Source organism: Thermoanaerobacterales bacterium (assembly GCA_030019475.1).
Taxonomy (GTDB): domain Bacteria; phylum Bacillota; class Desulfotomaculia; order Desulfotomaculales; family JASEER01; genus JASEER01.
This window is the reverse complement of record JASEER010000016.1, coordinates 1-16,214: the sequence shown is the minus strand read 5'-3', so window position 1 is coordinate 16,214 and position 16,214 is coordinate 1. Positions and strand designations below refer to the sequence as shown.

Sequence of the window (16,214 nt, the reverse complement as noted above, 5' to 3'; positions counted from 1 at the left end):
CAATATTATGACTTTTCCCACTGTTTCCTCAATATTTCTCAGCTACATTTGCCAACCCACACATTGCGGACACACCGCCAGACCCAGGACCCCCGCCCATAGGTAGGAAGGTAACGGCTTACTAAAAGACTGCCTTAAAGGAGAGTGGGGACGATGTCCGAGGTGTCCGGTCCGCTTGCCGTCGACACCGCCGGCCGGTTCGCCGACGAGGTCAGACGCCGTACGGGCCAGCCGATCGAGCGCTGCTACCAGTGTGCCAAGTGCGCCTCCGGCTGCCTGGTCGCGGAGTACACCGACTACCGCCCGAACCAGATCCTGCGGATGGTCCAGTTCGGCCTGCGGGAGCAGGTGCTGCGAAGCCGCGCGATCTGGGTCTGCTCGTCCTGCCAGGCCTGCGGCGCCCGCTGCCCGAACGGCATCAACATCGCCGCCGTGATGGACGGCCTGAAGGAGATGGCCGTCGCCGAGAAGCTGGCCGTCCCGGAGCAGGGCCCTTTGTTCCACCAGATGTTCATGGACGGGGTCCGCCGGATGGGGCGGGTGCATGAGGCCGCGGTCCTGGCCCGCTACAAGCTGAAGACGCACCGGCTGATGGCCGATTTCGGCCTGGGCCTGCGCCTCTTCCGCAAGGGCAAGTTCCCGCTGCTAGGCAGCCGTATCCGGCGGCAGGAGGAGATCGAGCGCATCTTCAGCCGGGCCCTGGCGTCAGGGGAAGGGGTGACCCGTCATGAAGCTGTCCTACTACCCGGGGTGCTCGCTGGAAGCCACGGCAAAGGAATATGACGCCTCGGCGCGTACCGTCTGCGCCGCCCTGGACGTCGAGCTTGCCGACCTGGCGGACTGGAACTGCTGCGGGGCCACTTCGGCCCACAACCTGAACCGGCTGCTGGCCCTCGCCCTCCCGGCGCGCAACCTGGTCCTCGCGGAAAACGCGGGCCTGGACCTGGTGACGCCCTGCGCGGCCTGTTACAGCCGCCTGCGCACGGCCGAGCACACCCTGCGCCGCGGCGGTTCCGCGGCCAGGGAATTGGAGGAGGCGGTCGGCGCACCCTTCGGGGGACGGGTGACCGTCCTCTCCCTGCTGGAGGCGATGGTCAAGCGGGTGGGACTTTCGGCCGTCGAGGAGCGGGTCAAACGCCCGCTGACCGGGTTGAAGGTGGCCTGTTACTACGGCTGCCTCCTGGTGCGCCCGCGCGAGGTCACCGGCGTCGAGCGCCCGGAGGACCCCGTCTGGCTCGACGACCTCATGCGCCGCCTGGGGGCCGAAGTCATCCCCTGGTCCTTTAAGACCGACTGCTGCGGGGCCAGCCAGGCCATCACGAACCCGGACGTTTCCCGGGGGCTGGTGGCCAGGCTCCTGGCGAGGGCCGGGGAAGCGGGGGCGGACGCCCTGGTGACCGCCTGCCCCCTGTGCCAGACGAACCTGGAGATGCAGCGCCCCACCTCCCAAGGGGCGCCCTGTTTTTATTTCACCGAGTTGATGGGTCTGGCCTTCGGCCTTGACGGGGCGCGCTCCTGGCTCGGACGTCACCTCGTCGACCCCTTCGGTCTGCTGCGAAGCCTGTCCCTGATCGACTGAAACGAGGAGGCTGAAACCATGGCGCGTGGTAACGGAGAGGCGCCGGTGGTCGGCGCGGCCATGGTCATCGGCGCCGGGGTGGGCGGCATCCAGGCCGCCCTGGACCTCGGTGACGCCGGTCTGAAGGTCTACCTGGTGGAGCGTCAGCCCGCCATCGGGGGCCGGATGGCCCAGCTTGACAAGACCTTCCCCACCAACGACTGTTCGATGTGCACGCTGGCTCCCCGCCTGGTGGACTGCGACCGGCACCCGAACGTTACGGTGTTGACCGGCACCGAGCTGCGAAGTGTCCGCGGCGAGGTCGGAAACTTCAAGGTACGCCTGCGGCGGCGGGCGCGCTACGTGGATATTGAGAAGTGCAAGGGGTGCGGGGACTGTGAAGCGGCCTGTCCGATCGAGGTCGTCGACGAGTTCGACGAGGGCTTGAGCCGGCGCAAGGCCATTTTCCGCCCTTACGCCCAGGCCGTCCCCAACGCCTTCGCCATCGACATGCTCCACTGCCCGGAGTGCGTGGAGTGCACGGAGGCCTGCACCGCCGGGGCGATCGACCCGTTTATGTGGGACACCGAGGTCGAGCTGTCGGTGGGCGCCCTGATCGTCAGCCCGGGCTACGACCTCTTCGACCCGCGGCAGCGGCCGGAGTTCGGTTACGGCCAGTATCCCAACGTGGTCACCTCCCTGCAGTTCGAGCGGATGCTCTCGGCCTCGGGGCCGACCGGCGGGCACCTGGTGCGGCCCTCGGACGGCAGGGAGCCGCGCCGGATCGCCTTCATCCAGTGCGTGGGCTCCCGGGATGTCGCCGGGGGCCAGGAGTACTGCTCGGCGGTGTGCTGCATGTACACGGCGAAGCAGGCGGTGGTGGCCGCCGAGCACCTGCCGGAGGTTGAGACCGCGGTCTTCTGCGCCGACGTCCGCGCCTTCGGCAAGGGCTTCGAGGGCTACTACCGGCGGGCGCTGGAGCAGGGGGTGCGGTATGTCAGGAGCCTGATCTCCACCGTCAAAGAAGCGCCGCACAGCCGTAACCTACTCCTGCGCTACCACGCCCCCGGGGGCGGGTACGTGGAGGAGGAGTTCGACCTGGTGGTCCTGGCCCTCGGGCTGCGCCCCGCGGCCGGCGTGCGCGACCTGGCGCGGGCGGCGGGGTTCGCCCTGAACGAGTACGGGTTCGCCGAGACCTGGGAGCTATATCCCGGCCTGACCTCCCGCCCGGGGGTCTTCGCCGGCGGGGTGCTCACCGGGCCGAAGGATATCCCGGAGACGGTGGTCGAGGCCTCCGCGGCCGCCGCCAACGTCTCGCGCCTGCTGGCCCCCGCCCGGGGCTCTCTGACGGCGCGGAAGGTCTACCCGCCCGAGCGGGACGTAAGCCGGGAGGAGCCGCGGATCGGGGTCTTTGTCTGCCACTGCGGGCTGAACATCGGGAGCGTCGTGGATGTTCCCGAGTTGGTCCGGCGCGCCGCCGGGCTGCCCGGCGTGGTCTGGACGGAGGAGTTCCTCTTCGCCTGCTCGCAGGACAGCATCGGCCGCATCGCCGAGCGCGTCCGGGAACAGGACCTCAACCGCGTGGTGGTGGCCTCCTGTACCCCCCGCACCCACGCCCCCCTTTTCCAGTCCGGGCTGCGTGAGGCCGGCCTGAACCCGAGCCTCTACGAGCATGTGAACCTGCGGGAGCACGTGGCCTGGGTGCACCGGCAGGAGCCGGAGCGGGCGACCGAGAAGGGCTGGGATCTGGTCCGCATGGCGGTCGGCAAGGCGCGGCTCTTGAAACCTGTGACCACCCGCTTGACCCCGGTCGAGCCCCGGGCCCTGGTCGTCGGCGGGGGCGCGGCGGGGATGACCGCCGCCCTGGCCCTGGCCGACCAGGGCTTCCCGGTGACGCTGGTGGAGCGTGACCAGCTCCTCGGGGGCAACCTCCTGCGGCTGGCCCGGACCCTGGCCGGGGGCGATCCCCAGGCCCTGCTCTTCGACCTGACGGCTCGCGTTGAGCGGCACCCGGGGATCGAGGTCCTCACCGGGAGCACGGTGGATGCGGTCGGCGGCTACACGGGCCGGTTCCGCACCCTGGTCCGCCAGGGGGACATGGTCCGGGAGATAACCCACGGCGTGGCCATCCTGGCCACCGGGGCGGCCGAGTACCGCCCGCGGGGGGAGTACCTCTACGGCGCCCACCCGGGCGTCATCACCCAGACCGAGCTGGAGGGTCGCCTGAACGCCGGGCGGGTGCGGGGCGTCGGGCGCGTGGTCATGATCCAGTGCGTGGGCTCCCGGGACGGGGAGCGGCCATACTGCAGCCGGGTCTGCTGCGGCCAGGCGGTCAAGAACGCCCTTCACCTGAAGGAGCTGTCCCCGCGCATCGGGGTGGTCGTCCTCTACCGGGACATGCGCACCTACGGCTTCCAGGAGCGGTACTACCGCCGGGCGCGGGAGAAGGGCGTCCTCTTCATCCGCTACGACTCGGACCGGATGCCGTCCGTGGCGGAGGGCGGGGACGGGAAACTGGTTGTCCGCGCCTACGACCCCGTCCTGGAGGCGGAGTTGGCCCTGGACGCCGACCTCGTTGTGCTCGGCACGGGCGTCGTCCCTCGCCCGGACGCGCAGGAGCTGGCGCGGCTGTTCCGCGTCCCGCTGACACCGGAGGGCTTCTTTGCCGAGGCCCACGCCAAGCTCCGGCCGGTGGATTTCCCCACCGAGGGGCTATACCTCTGCGGCATGGCCCACGCCCCGAAGACCCTCTCCGAGAGCATCAGCCAGGCCCAGGCGGCGGCCATGCGCGCCGTGACCCTGCTGGCCCGCGGTGAGCTCGAGAGCGAGCGCAACATCGTCACGGTGGACCCCGAGCGTTGCACCGGCTGCGGGATCTGCGTCCCGGTCTGTCCCTACGGGGCGCGGGAAGTCGACCGGGAGCGCGGGATCAGCGTGGTGCACGAGGTCCTCTGCCGCGGCTGCGGTTCCTGCGTCGCCGCCTGCCCGAGCGGGGCCTGCCAGCAGCAGGGGTTCGAGGACGGGCAGATCTTCGCGATGATCGACGCGGTGCTGGGGTGTGAGGTGTGATGTGAGAGGTGAGAGGCGGGAGGTGATAGTGAGAAGCGAGAAGTGGGATGTGGGAAGTGGGGGCAGAGGGAAAGGTTCAGGGATGGTCGGAAAGCCGTCTGTACTTAGGTTTGCAATTCAACCGAAGTACAAAGTTGAGTGCTGGACTGGGAAGTGGAGGGGAACACCCCTGACCATCTCCCCAGGTTCTTACCCTCCGACACCTGACGACCGGCGACCGCTCCGGCCTTCCTTGACCGGACATGGAAGGCCATGTTAACCTTGTAGGGGAAGGTGACGAGGAAGGATGAGTTATCAGGCCCTTTACCGTGCCTGGCGCCCGCGGACCTTCGGCGAGATCGTCGGGCAGGAACACGTCACCCGTACCCTGGCCAACGCCGTGCGGCTGGGCAAGCACGCCCACGCCTATCTTTTTTGCGGCCCGCGGGGCACCGGCAAGACCAGCGCGGCCAAGGTCCTGGCCAAGGCCCTCAACTGCCCCCGGCGGGATGACGGCGCCGAGCCCTGCAACGAGTGCCCGTCCTGCCGCGCCATCAACGAGGGGACGGCCGTCGACTTCCTGGAGATCGACGCCGCCTCCAACCGCGGCGTGGACGAGGTGCGCGACCTGCGGGAGAAGGTCAAGTTCCGGCCCGCGGCCATGCCCTACAAGGTCTACATCATCGACGAGGTCCACATGCTCACCAACGAGGCCTTCAACGCCCTGCTGAAGACCCTGGAGGAGCCGCCCGCGCACGTCGTGTTCATCCTGGCCACTACCGAACCGCACAAGATCCCCCTGACCATCAGCTCCCGCTGCCAGCGCTTCGACTTCCGGCGCATCGGCCCGCGGGAGATGCGGGCCCGCCTGGAGCACATCGCCGCCGGCGCCGGGCTCACCGTGGAAGAGGGGGTTTGGTCCTTGATCATCCGCGTCGCCGACGGCAGCCTGCGGGACGCCCTCGGCGTCCTGGACCAGGTGGCCGCCCTGGGCGACGGCGCCGTGCGCCTGGAAGACGTTCACGCCATCCTGGGCACCGTCACGCAGGAGGTCCTGGCCGGCTTTATGGCCGACCTGGATGCCGGCAATGCCGGGGCGGCCCTGCACCGCCTGCACGGGGTCGAGGCCGCCGGCAAGGACCTGCGGATCTTCGCCCGTGAGTTGACCGACCACCTGCGGGAACTGCTGCTTCAAACCCTTGACAGCGGCCAATGCCCTTACCCGCGCCTGGGCGAGGGAGGGCTCCTGGACGCCCTGACCCTGTTCGCCCGCGCCGAGCAGGAGATGCGCCAGGCCGGCCGGCAGATCCTGCCCCTGGAACTGGCGACGGTCCGCCTGGTCCGCGGCCGGGACGAGGAGGGAGGACAGGCGGCAGGCCCCGAGCGCGCGCGGGAACCCGGGAAAGAACAGCCGGGGCACGTACCCTCGCCGGGGGGCGGCGTGCGGCGGAAGGAGGAGGTCTGGGCGGCGCTCCTGGCGGCCGTCCGCCAAAAGAGACCCTCGATCGGGGGCTTTTTGGCCCGGGCGGCGGCGGTCCACATCGAGCCCGGGCGCCTGGTTCTGCGGTTCAACGACTCTTTTGTCCACGACATGGTAGACCGCCCGGAGAACCGGGCTTTCCTGGAACAGGTTATGGCGGAGATCGCCCCCGGTCCCTGGCAGGTCCGGTGTGTTGGGGACGGTGCCGCCGGGGAAGCTTAGATGGAGGAGGTATCGCCATTGGGGATCAACAAGATGATGAAGCAGGTGCAGAAGCTCCAGGCCGACATGGCGCGATTGCAGGAGGAACTCGGGGAGCGCACCGTGGAGGCCGCCGCCGGCGGCGGGGCGGTAAAGGTTACGGCGAACGGGAAGCAGGAAATCGTGGCGGTGACCATCCAGCCGGAGGCCGTGGATCCGCAGGACGTCGAGATGCTACAGGACCTCGTCCTGGCGGCGGTGAACGAAGCCCTGCGCCAGTCGCGCGAGATGGCGGCGCAGGAGATGGGTAAGCTGACCGGCGGGTTGTCGGTGCCCGGCCTCTTCTAGGAGCGGCCGCCGATGCACTACGCCCGGCCGGTGGCGCGGCTGATCGAGGAACTGTCCCGGCTGCCCGGCATCGGCCCGAAGACGGCCCAGCGCCTGGCCTTCCACCTGGTGGCCGCCCCGCCGGAGGCGGCGGCCAACCTGGCGCAGGCCATCCTTGAGGCGCGGGAGAAGCTCGGCCGCTGCTCGGTTTGCGCCAACATCACCGACGAGGACCCCTGCGCCCTTTGCCGCGACCCGGGGCGGGACCGGCGCCTGATCTGCGTCGTCGAGCAGCCGCGTGACCTGGTCGCCCTGGAGAAGGCCCACGGCTACCGGGGCCTGTACCACGTCCTTCACGGCAGCCTTTCCCCGATGGACGGCGTCGGGCCGCAGAACCTGACCATCGACCGCCTCCTGGCGCGGGTCAGGGAAGGCGGCGTCGACGAAGTCATCGTGGCCACCAACGCCAACCTGGAGGGGGAGGCCACCGCCCTGTACCTGGCGAAAGTGCTGCGCCCGCTGGGGGTCAGGGTGACCCGGCTGGCCTACGGCCTGCCGGTGGGAGCCGACCTGGAATACGCCGACGGCCGTACGCTGGCGCGGGCCATCGAGGGCCGGCGGGATGTATAAACGCGCACCATGCAGGCGCGAAACCAGCGGCCTTGCGGCCGAAATCAGTGCCCTGCGGGCGCGTAATTTGGTGGGGGCTGCCCGGGCATCCTCCCGGGAAGGTTGTCCAGTGCCGGGATTCTAAGCCTGTCCCGTCATTCATATTATGGGACAAAGCTAAATCCTGGAGGTGGGCGCCGTGGAATGGAAGACCATCCTGCTCGGCCTGCTGGGGCTGGCGGGCCTCTACCTGGTCGGCAGCTTCTTTGTCACCCCGGTCAAGTATCTGGGCCGTCTATTGGGATACGCGATCGTGGGCACGGTTCTCCTGGTTTTGACGAACCTCGCGGGAACGCTGTTCGGGCTGCACATCGCCGTCAATGCCGTAACCATCTTCACCGCGGGTCTTCTGCAAATTCCGGGAGTGGTCCTGTTGATCCTGGCGAAGGTTTTACTGCTCTAGAGGCCGTTGAAAAACCGTTTTTGAACGTCTTCAGGTTGCGGCCTGTCGGTGTTTGCGCCATTAGGCCATGTATACACTGGAAGGGCCGGGAAAATTGTTGACGGGTTTCGATGATAGGCTTATGATAGACGAAAATTGTCTAACAATAGGGGTACGGTCCGGGGACGGGCGGGTTGCGGAGGCCTATGTCGGCGAGTACGCCAGCGGGAAGAGCGAGGTCGCCCTTAACCGGGCGCTCGATCTGGCGGGCGCGGGCCGCACCGTTACCCTGGTGGACCTGGACATTGTCGAGCCGTGTTACACGCTGCGCCCCCTGCAGAAGGAATTGGCGGCACGGGGCGTAGACGTGGTGGCCTGGGAAACCCGGGACACGGCCGGCCTGGGCGAGGCGGGCACCATCCTGAAACCCGGCGCCCGGTGGGCCTTGAGGCGCCCCGGGGACATCATTTTCGACGTCGGCTACGGCGTCGGGGGCGCCCGGACGCTCCACCTCGTCGAGGGGGTCAAGGACGAACCGGCATTCAGGGTCTGGGCCGTCATCAACGTCAGCCGCCCGATGACGGCGACGGCCGACGACATCGCACAGCACGTCCGGCAAATCGGTCCCGTGGACGGGCTGATCAATAACACCCACCTGGCCGAAGAGACGACGGCCGAGGTGGTGCAGGAGGGGGCGCGGGTGGTCGCCGAGGCGGGACGCCGGCTGGGCCTTCCCGTCGTGGCCACAACGGCGGTGGCCCCCGTGGCGGCGCTGATTGGGCCACGGGACGCCGAGGGCCACCCGGTGCGCGCGCTGGAGCGCTTTATGCCCCGCGGTTTCTGGTAAGCCATTGCAGGGGAGGTATTCTAGTGCCCCAGGGACAGGAAGTGGGGAGCCCGATCACAGGGGAACGCAGGGTCTTTATGACCGGTAACGAAGTCATCGCCTGGGCCGCCCTGGCCGCCCGGGCGGACATTATGTACGGCTACCCGATCACCCCGCAGAACGAGATCATGCACTACTGGACCAGGCTGGCCCCGAAATACGGCAAGGGGTTCTTACAGACGGAGGACGAGCTTTCAGCCGGGTTCACAACCCTCGGCGGGGTCATGGCCGGGCGGAAGGCCTTCACCGCCACCGCCGGTCCGGGGAACGTGCTCATGCAGGAGCCCATGTCAATGGCCGAGGCCATGCGCCTGCCGGTGGTGGTCGCCGTGATGCAGCGGGGCGGGCCCTCGACCGGGACGGTCATCTACTCCCAGCAGGAGGTCAACCTGACGACTTTCGGCGGGAACGGCGAGGGGCTGCGGGTTGTCTATTCCACGGCCACGCACCAGGAGCTTTACGACTACACGATCAAGGCCTTCAATACCGCCTGGCGCTACCGCTTCCCGACCTTCATCCTCGCCGACGGGTACCAGGGCAAGATGCGGGAACCCCTTACGATCTACGACCCGGTGGAGCGGGGCATTGAACTCCTGGCGCCCGAGGCCTTCCTCGGCCTGCCGGGGACGCCGGGCGTCGACCGCCCGCCGGCCCAGTACCGGAATACTTACAACCTGGAGGAAGAACTCCAGGAAGTGCTCCTGGACTACATCGAGGAGTACGAAAAAGTGGCGCCGGAGATCGTCGAGCACGACGATCTCGGCACGGAAGACGCCGAAGTGGTTGTCGCGGCCCACGGCGTGGTCGCCCGGGCCTGCAAGCAGGCCGTGGAGCAGCTGCGGAACGAGGGCCTGAAGGTGGGCTACTTCCGGCCCATCACCCTGCGTCCTCTCCCCGTGGACGCCCTGCGGGCCGTCGCCGGGCGGACGCGGCGCATCCTGGTGGTGGAGTCGGCCTACGGCCAGCTCGGGCGCCTCCTGCGCGACGGCCTCTACGGGCTGACCGTGGAAATGGTGTCCCACTACAAGCCGGGCGTGGGGATCACCCCGGAGGAAGTCGCCGCCCACGCGCGGGAGCTAGTAAGTTAGGAGAAGGGGGTTTCAAAGTTGGCCATTGCGGCACCGTCGATGCCCAGGAGCTGGCGGCGGGACACCAAGCCCCACAAATTCTGTCCCGGCTGCGGCCACGGCATAGCCCTGCGCGCGCTGGGGCAGGCTATCGACCACCTGGGCATCCAGGACCGGGCCATTTTCGGCTGTGACATCGGCTGCAGCCTCCTGGCCTGGGACTTCTTCAACGTCGACACCGTGCAGACCCATCACGGGCGGACCACTCCCGTGATGACGGGCATCAAGCGGGCCAAACCCGACCTGGTCTGCGTCGCCTATATGGGCGACGGCGGCGGGTACGCCATCGGGGCGCAGCACCTGGTGAACGCGGCGGCGCGCAACGAGGAGATTACCGTGATCCTGATCAACAATACTCTGTATGCCATGACCGGCGGCCAGATGGCCCCCACGACCATGCCGGGGCAGAAGACCGAGACCACCCCGTACGGCCGTGACCCGGAACTCACCGGCCCCCCGCTCCTGGGCCCCGAGATGGTGGCGGCGATCACCCCGGAGGGCGCCTACGTGGCGCGGGGAACGGTCAGCAAGCTGAAGCAGTTGACCAAGATAATGATCCGCGCCCTGCAAAACCAGATCGAGGGCCGGGGCTTCTCCTTTGTCGAGGTCCTTTCCACCTGCCCCACGAACTGGCGCACCAACGCCGAGGAGACGTGGTCCTTCCTCGAGGAGAAGATGCCGAGCTACTTCACGGTCGGGGAGATCAAGGTACCCGCCGCCGAAGGGGATGGCAATGGCTAAGACAGTAAAGATCGTCATTGCCGGCGAGGGGGGCCAGGGGGTCCAGGCGGTGGCCGAGATTCTGGCCGAGGCGGCCTACGAAGAGGGGCGGGAGGCGCTCTACATCCCGAACTTCGGCGTCGAACAGCGGGGCGGCGTCTCGGTGGCCTTCCTGCAGATCAGCGACGGCCCCATCGGGGCCCCGAAGTTCGAAAAAGGGGATATCGTGGTCGCCCTGAGCGAGCGGGCCGTTCCCCGGACCACGCATTACGCCGGGCCGGAGACGCTCTACGTTTATGATACAATGGCTGAACCCTCGCCCGAAGATTTGCCGAAAGAGGCGCGGCAGGTCCTCGCCATCCCGGGCGTGGAGGTGGCCAAGAAAGAACTGCACCCCCGGGTTTTCAACGTTTTGATTATGGGGGCCGTGATCCAGGCTTCGGGCGTGGTGGCCGTTGACAGCGCCAAGAAAGCCATTGAAAAACGGCTGGGCTACAAGTTTGCCAAGGATCCCAAGCTGAGAGAATTGAACTACCGCGCTATGGAACGGGGCATGGAACTGGTAGGGCAGGTCATGCGAGGAGGTCAAGCGGGTGCACGGGTTTGAACCAGTCATGTTCAAATTCAACAAAGGAGTCTTCACCGTTTTCCCCGGCTTGTGCAAGGGATGCGGACTCTGTATCCAGAAGTGTCCGAAGAACAGTCTGGGCTGGTCCAAGGTGCTCGGCATCTACGGCACCCCTTCGGTGGAGCCCGACGAAAACTGCATCGCCTGCGGCATCTGCGCCGCGGTCTGCCCGGACTGTGCCATCCTTATCGGGCGTAACGGGCAGGGGCCGCCGGCGCGCAAGGATTTGGGGACCAAACCCCTGAAGGAGGAGCCGCACGAGGAGCGGCCGCTGCACTAACGCGGGCGAAGCCACAGGTTCCCGATCCTTCGCCGGTTGGGCGGTTGGCGGTTGAAAGTTGAGAGGCAGCATCATGGGAGACGATAACCAGTCTCCCTTTTTACCGTTTTGGGGTGGTGCAATGGACCAGAGACGGGCACCGCTCTTCGAGGCCCTGCGGCGCCACCGCCGCCGCGCGGTGGCCGGCCTGCACTTCCCGGCGCATTCCGGAGGGCGGGCGGCACCGTCCGCCCTCCGTGCCCCGGCAGGTGACCTCCTGGGCCTGGACCTGACCGAACTCCCCGGGCTGGACGACCTTTCGCGCCCGTCCGGGCCCATCGCCCGGGCCCAGGCGCTTGCCGCCGCGCTTTACGGCGCCGACCGGACTTTTTTCCTTGTCAACGGGAGTACGGCGGGGATTCAGGCGCTGCTCCTGGCCGCGTTGCGCCCGGGACAGAAGCTGCTCCTTCCCCGGCACATTCACCGCTCGGTGGCGGCGGGCCTCGTCCTGTCGGGGGCCGACCCGGTCTTCCTGCCGCCGTCGCCGGAGCCGGCCTTCGGCCTGCCCGGGGCGCCGGACCCCGCTACGCTGGCCCGCGCTCTGGACGGTGACCCCGGCATCGCCGCCTGCCTGGCGGTTCACCCTACCTACCACGGGCTGGCCGGTCTCACGGCCGAAGCGGCGGCCGTCATTCACTCCCGGGGGCTGCCCCTGCTGGTGGACGAGGCGCACGGGCCGCACCTGCCCTTCCACCCCGACATGCCTCCCGCCGCCCTGGCCCTCGGCGCCGATGCCGCCGTACAGAGCATGCACAAGCTCGGCGGCGCCCTCACCCAGGCCTCCCTGCTCCACATGGCCGGTCCCCGCCTGGACGCCGGGCGCGTCGCCCGGACGCTGGCCCTGCTCCAGACCTCCAGCCCTTCGTACCTCCTGATGGCCTCGCTGGACCTCGCCCGGCGGCAGATGGCGCGCCGGGGGCGGGACCTCGTCGACCGGGCGGTGGCTCTGGCCGGCGTCTTGCGCGAACGGCTCGGGTCCGCCGAAGGCGTGGAGGTTTTCAGGGCGCGGAGCGGTGAGCAGGACCCCACCAAGGTCTATTTCTCCCTTCGCGGGTACGGGATCACCGGGTACAGGACGGTGCGCCTCCTGCATCGCACCGGGGTCGAGGTGGAGATGGGCGACGTCCAGGGCGTCCTGGCGGTGGTGGGCCTCGGCACGCGCAAAGAGGATGTCCGGCGCCTGTGCGAGGAGGTGGAGGCCATTGCCGCCCAGCGCCGGTGCAAAAGCGGGGATGTTCCCGTCACGGTGCCGCCCGCGGCGGGGCCGAAGCGTATGACCCCCCGGGAGGCGTGGCTGGCCCCCCAGCGTACGGTGGCGCTTGAAGAAACGGCGGGCCTGGTGGCGGCCGAGACGGTGAGCATCAGCCCTCCGGGGTACCCGCTCATTCTCCCCGGTGAACAGGTGACCCCGGAAATGGTAGAATATATTTACGAACAGAAGGCCCTGGGGGCGCCGCTGGCGGCCGAGGACGTACAGCTTGCGGCCCTGCGGGTCGTGGATGGGTGATCGTATCAACAGCCGGTTTATTGTCTTCGAGGGCGTCGACGGCGCGGGTAAGAGCACCCAGGTCTCACTGGCGGCCGAGGCGCTGCGCGGCCGGGGACGGGAGGTCCTGGTGACGCGCGAGCCCGGGGGCACGCGGCTCGGCGAGGCGGTCCGCCGCCTTCTGCTGGACGTCAAAAACGCCGAGATGACGGGCGAGACCGAGGCCCTTCTTTACGCTGCGGCCCGCGCCCAGTGCGTGCGGGAGGTCATCGCCCCGGCCCTGCGGCGCGGGACAGTAGTCCTCTGCGACCGTTTCGCCGACTCGACGCTGGCCTACCAGGGCTACGGGCGGGGGCTGGACCTGGAACTGCTGCGGCGGATCAACGACCTGGCGACGGGCGGGCTCTACCCGGCGCTGACCGTGGTCCTCGACCTGCCGGTGGACGAGGCCCGGCTGCGCCTGGCGGACGGCCGGCGCGACCGGCTGGAGCGGGAGGCGGCCGATTTCCACGAGCGGGTGCGGGCCGGGTACCTGGCCCTGGCGGCGGCTGCGCCGGATACCTACCTGGTCCTCGAGGCGGACCTGCCGGTCCCCGTTCTGGCGGAACGCATCCTGGAGCGGATCGAGGCGCTGTTGGACTAATGTCATTCTCCGAGGTCATCGGCCAGCAAATCGTACGGCGCGCCCTGCAGGCCGCCTTGCGCAACGGGCGGGTCGCCCAGGCCTACCTCTTTTACGGCCCGCCCGGGGTGGGCAAGCGCATGCTCGCCCGGGCCTTCGCCCGCACCCTGCTCTGCGCGGCGCCGGCCGGCGGGGACGAGGCCTGCGGCGGCTGCCGGGACTGCCGCCTGGCCCTGGCCGGCACCCACCCCGATTGGCACCGGGTATCCGCCGAAACGAAGAGCATCGGCATCGGCGCGGTAAGGGAACTGCAGCACGCCATGCGCTACCGGCCCTACGGGAAGCGGCACGTCGTCACTCTGGAGGGCGCCGAGCGCCTGACCGCCGAGGCGGCCAACGCCCTGTTGAAGACCCTGGAGGAACCCAGCGGCCCGGCCGTCTTCCTGCTGGTCACCGACCAGCCGGACAGCCTCCTGCCCACCGTCCGCTCGCGCTGCCTGGGGCTGCCCTGCCGTCCGCTGGCGAAGGACGAGGTGCTCGAAGGGCTGGCCCGCCACGGCTTCAGCGGGGAGAGGACGGCGGTCTGGGCGGCGCGCTGCGAGGGCAGCCTCGGACGGGCCCTGGCCCTGGCGCGGGGCGAGGACGATGCCGAAGGGCTGGCGCAGGCCGTTTGGCTGGCCGGAGAAATTGACAGAATGGGAATAGCGGAATTGCTGGCCGTCGCCGGGGAGACGCGCACCCGGGACGAACTGGCGCGGCGGCTCGAGTGGTTTTCGCTCTGGTACCGGGACCTTCTCTGGTGGCGGGAGACGGGGACGGCCGACGGGATCGTCAACGCCGATCGCCTGGAAGAAATCCGGGAGCAGAGCGCCCGGCTTGGCAGCCGTGCCCTCGCCGCCCGCGTAGCGGCCGTCGAAGAGGCCCGGGCGCGACTCGCGGCGAACGCCAACCCGCGCCTCCTGGCCGAGGTATTGTACCTTGAAATTAAAAACCTGTAGCCGGTAGAGAGCAATTTCCAATTTCCAATTACCGATTTCAAGGAGGTTTTCATGACCGGGCTAGTTGTGGGGGTCCGCTTCAAGAAGGCGGGCAAGATATACTTCTTCGATCCCGGGACGCTGGAGCTGAAGCCGGGCGACGGGGTGATTGTTGAGACGGTGCGCGGCATGGAGTACGGGGAGGTCGTACAGGGCTCCAAGCCCCGGACTGACGGCGGCGACCAGCCGCTCAAGCCCGTCGTCCGCAAAGCCGACGCGGAGGACCGGCAGCGGCTGGAAGAACTGAGCCGGAAGGAAGAAAAGGCCTTCAAGATCTGCCAGGAAAAGATCGTGGCGCACGGCCTGCCGATGAAGCTCATCGGCGTGGACTACACCTTCGATGGCAACAAGATCGTGTTCTACTTTTCCGCCGAGGGGCGGATCGATTTCCGGGAACTGGTCCGGGACCTGGCCTCGGTCTTCCGCACCCGCATCGAACTGCGGCAGATCGGGGTACGTGACGAGGCGAAGATGATGGGCGGGCTGGGCTGCTGCGGGCGTGAGCTATGCTGTGCGACCTGGCTGCGGGAGTTCACCCCGGTCTCCATCCGGATGGCCAAGGACCAGAACCTATCCCTCAACCCGACGAAGATCTCCGGCATCTGTGGCCGGCTCATGTGCTGCCTGAAATATGAAAACGAGGTTTATGAGGATGCCCGCGAAGAATGCCCGGAAGCGGGGGCGCGGGTCAAGACCCCTGAGGGCGAGGGCAGGGTCACGGGCGTCAACATCTTCAAGCACACCGTCAGCGTTGAGCTGAAGCAGTCCAAGCAGGTGCGGGAGTTCCCGGCCGCCGAGGTCAAAGTCCTGGGCGGGGAGCGGGAAAAGCACTGAGGGAGCGGCGATGGATCCGGGGACTCTCTACCTTTGCGCGACGCCGATCGGGAACCTGGAAGACATCACCCTGCGCGCCCTGCGCGTCCTCCGCGAGGTCGACCTGATCGCCGCCGAGGACACCCGCCGGACCCGGAAGCTGCTGGCCCACTATGATATCCCCACCCCCTTGGTCAGCTACCATGCCCACAACCGGGAATCGCGGGGAAAGGAACTCCTGGCCCGGCTGCGGGATGGGCGGTCGATCGCCCTTGTCTCCGACGCGGGGACGCCGGGGGTATCCGACCCCGGGGCGGCGCTCGTGGCCCGCGCCGTGGCGGAGGGAGTGCCGGTCGTGGCCATCCCGGGGGCCTCGGCGGCCCTGACGGCCCTGGTCGTGTCCGGGCTGCCGACGGCGCGCTTCGCCTTCGAGGGCTTCCTGCCGCGTAAGGGCCGGGCGAAGGTCCTGGCCGAGCTGGCGCGCGAGACGCGGACGCTGGTCGTCTTCGAATCGCCGCGCCGGGTCGTGCGCACCCTGGAGGAACTGCTGGCCGTGATGGGGGACCGGCGGGTGGCGGTGGCGCGGGAGTTGACGAAGAAGTTCGAGGAGGTCTTCCGGGGCACCCTGTCTGAGGCCCTGGCCCACTTCCGGGAGCGGGAACCGCGCGGGGAATTCACCCTGGTCATCGAAGGGGCGGCGTCCGGGGGCGCGGCGGAAGCCTGCGGGCAGCAGGACCTGCGGGCGGCGGTCGAGGAACTCGTGGCGTCCGGGGCCGACCGGCGCGAGGCCGTGAAAGAGGTGGCCCGCCGCTACGGGGTGCCGCGGCGGAATGTATACAACCTGACCATGAAGAACAGTTTTAAGTAAGACTCACGGTGCAACAGTCAAGGGGGTCAAACTGGAAAATCAT

The 16,214-nt window shown here is 68.4% G+C and carries 17 protein-coding genes; all 17 read left to right on the top strand.

Features of this window, described 5'->3' with window-relative positions:
- Positions 1-153: 153 nt before the first annotated feature.
- The 17 genes from QMC81_05850 (at position 154) to rsmI (ending at position 16,171) form a co-directional block, all read left to right on the top strand.
- Positions 154-783 carry a 4Fe-4S dicluster domain-containing protein gene (locus tag QMC81_05850; protein MDI6906997.1) on the top strand — a complete coding sequence of 210 codons (630 nt, stop codon included), beginning with the start codon at positions 154-156 and terminating at the stop codon, positions 781-783.
- On the top strand, positions 728-1,579 hold the full coding sequence (locus QMC81_05845; GenBank protein ID MDI6906996.1) for a CoB--CoM heterodisulfide reductase iron-sulfur subunit B family protein: 852 nt from the start codon (positions 728-730) through the stop codon (positions 1,577-1,579). Before QMC81_05850 ends, QMC81_05845 begins: the two co-directional genes overlap by 56 nt.
- An 18-nt stretch (positions 1,580-1,597) precedes the next feature.
- Complete coding sequence (locus tag QMC81_05840) at positions 1,598-4,627, top strand: CoB--CoM heterodisulfide reductase iron-sulfur subunit A family protein (GenBank protein ID MDI6906995.1); 3,030 nt, start codon at positions 1,598-1,600, stop codon at positions 4,625-4,627.
- A 286-nt stretch (positions 4,628-4,913) separates the two neighbouring features.
- Positions 4,914-6,308, top strand: a complete 1,395-nt coding sequence (gene dnaX / locus QMC81_05835) for a DNA polymerase III subunit gamma/tau (GenBank protein ID MDI6906994.1) — start codon at positions 4,914-4,916, stop codon at positions 6,306-6,308.
- The gene (locus QMC81_05830; GenBank protein ID MDI6906993.1) at positions 6,309-6,635 is read left to right on the top strand and encodes a YbaB/EbfC family nucleoid-associated protein; all 327 of its coding nucleotides are present in this window, start codon (positions 6,309-6,311) and stop codon (positions 6,633-6,635) included.
- Between the two features lie 12 nt (positions 6,636-6,647).
- A complete protein-coding gene (recR, locus tag QMC81_05825; GenBank protein MDI6906992.1) occupies positions 6,648-7,244 on the top strand; it encodes a recombination mediator RecR in 597 nt (198 codons plus the stop codon).
- 178 nt (positions 7,245-7,422) lie between these two features.
- The gene (locus QMC81_05820) at positions 7,423-7,686 is read left to right on the top strand and encodes a pro-sigmaK processing inhibitor BofA family protein (protein ID MDI6906991.1); all 264 of its coding nucleotides are present in this window, start codon (positions 7,423-7,425) and stop codon (positions 7,684-7,686) included.
- 121 nt (positions 7,687-7,807) lie between these two features.
- The gene (locus QMC81_05815) at positions 7,808-8,512 is read left to right on the top strand and encodes a hypothetical protein (GenBank protein MDI6906990.1); all 705 of its coding nucleotides are present in this window, start codon (positions 7,808-7,810) and stop codon (positions 8,510-8,512) included.
- A gap of 23 nt (positions 8,513-8,535) precedes the next feature.
- Positions 8,536-9,639 (top strand): transketolase C-terminal domain-containing protein, encoded by a 1,104-nt coding sequence (locus QMC81_05810; protein ID MDI6906989.1) that lies wholly within the window; start codon positions 8,536-8,538, stop codon positions 9,637-9,639.
- 24 nt (positions 9,640-9,663) lie between these two features.
- Positions 9,664-10,419 carry a thiamine pyrophosphate-dependent enzyme gene (locus QMC81_05805; GenBank protein MDI6906988.1) on the top strand — a complete coding sequence of 252 codons (756 nt, stop codon included), beginning with the start codon at positions 9,664-9,666 and terminating at the stop codon, positions 10,417-10,419.
- Positions 10,412-11,005 (top strand): 2-oxoacid:acceptor oxidoreductase family protein, encoded by a 594-nt coding sequence (locus QMC81_05800; protein ID MDI6906987.1) that lies wholly within the window; start codon positions 10,412-10,414, stop codon positions 11,003-11,005. Before QMC81_05805 ends, QMC81_05800 begins: the two co-directional genes overlap by 8 nt.
- Complete coding sequence (locus QMC81_05795) at positions 10,992-11,306, top strand: 4Fe-4S binding protein (protein ID MDI6906986.1); 315 nt, start codon at positions 10,992-10,994, stop codon at positions 11,304-11,306. Before QMC81_05800 ends, QMC81_05795 begins: the two co-directional genes overlap by 14 nt.
- Positions 11,307-11,427: 121 nt before the next feature.
- Positions 11,428-12,852 carry a hypothetical protein gene (locus tag QMC81_05790; GenBank protein ID MDI6906985.1) on the top strand — a complete coding sequence of 475 codons (1,425 nt, stop codon included), beginning with the start codon at positions 11,428-11,430 and terminating at the stop codon, positions 12,850-12,852.
- A complete protein-coding gene (gene tmk / locus QMC81_05785) occupies positions 12,845-13,474 on the top strand; it encodes a dTMP kinase (GenBank protein MDI6906984.1) in 630 nt (209 codons plus the stop codon). The genes QMC81_05790 and tmk overlap by 8 nt, the downstream gene beginning before the upstream one ends.
- On the top strand, positions 13,474-14,451 hold the full coding sequence (gene holB, locus QMC81_05780; protein MDI6906983.1) for a DNA polymerase III subunit delta': 978 nt from the start codon (positions 13,474-13,476) through the stop codon (positions 14,449-14,451). The genes tmk and holB overlap by 1 nt, the downstream gene beginning before the upstream one ends.
- Before the next feature lie 51 nt (positions 14,452-14,502).
- Positions 14,503-15,324, top strand: a complete 822-nt coding sequence (locus QMC81_05775) for a stage 0 sporulation family protein (GenBank protein ID MDI6906982.1) — start codon at positions 14,503-14,505, stop codon at positions 15,322-15,324.
- A gap of 10 nt (positions 15,325-15,334) precedes the next feature.
- Positions 15,335-16,171 carry a 16S rRNA (cytidine(1402)-2'-O)-methyltransferase gene (gene rsmI / locus QMC81_05770; GenBank protein ID MDI6906981.1) on the top strand — a complete coding sequence of 279 codons (837 nt, stop codon included), beginning with the start codon at positions 15,335-15,337 and terminating at the stop codon, positions 16,169-16,171.
- Positions 16,172-16,214 lie beyond the last annotated feature (43 nt).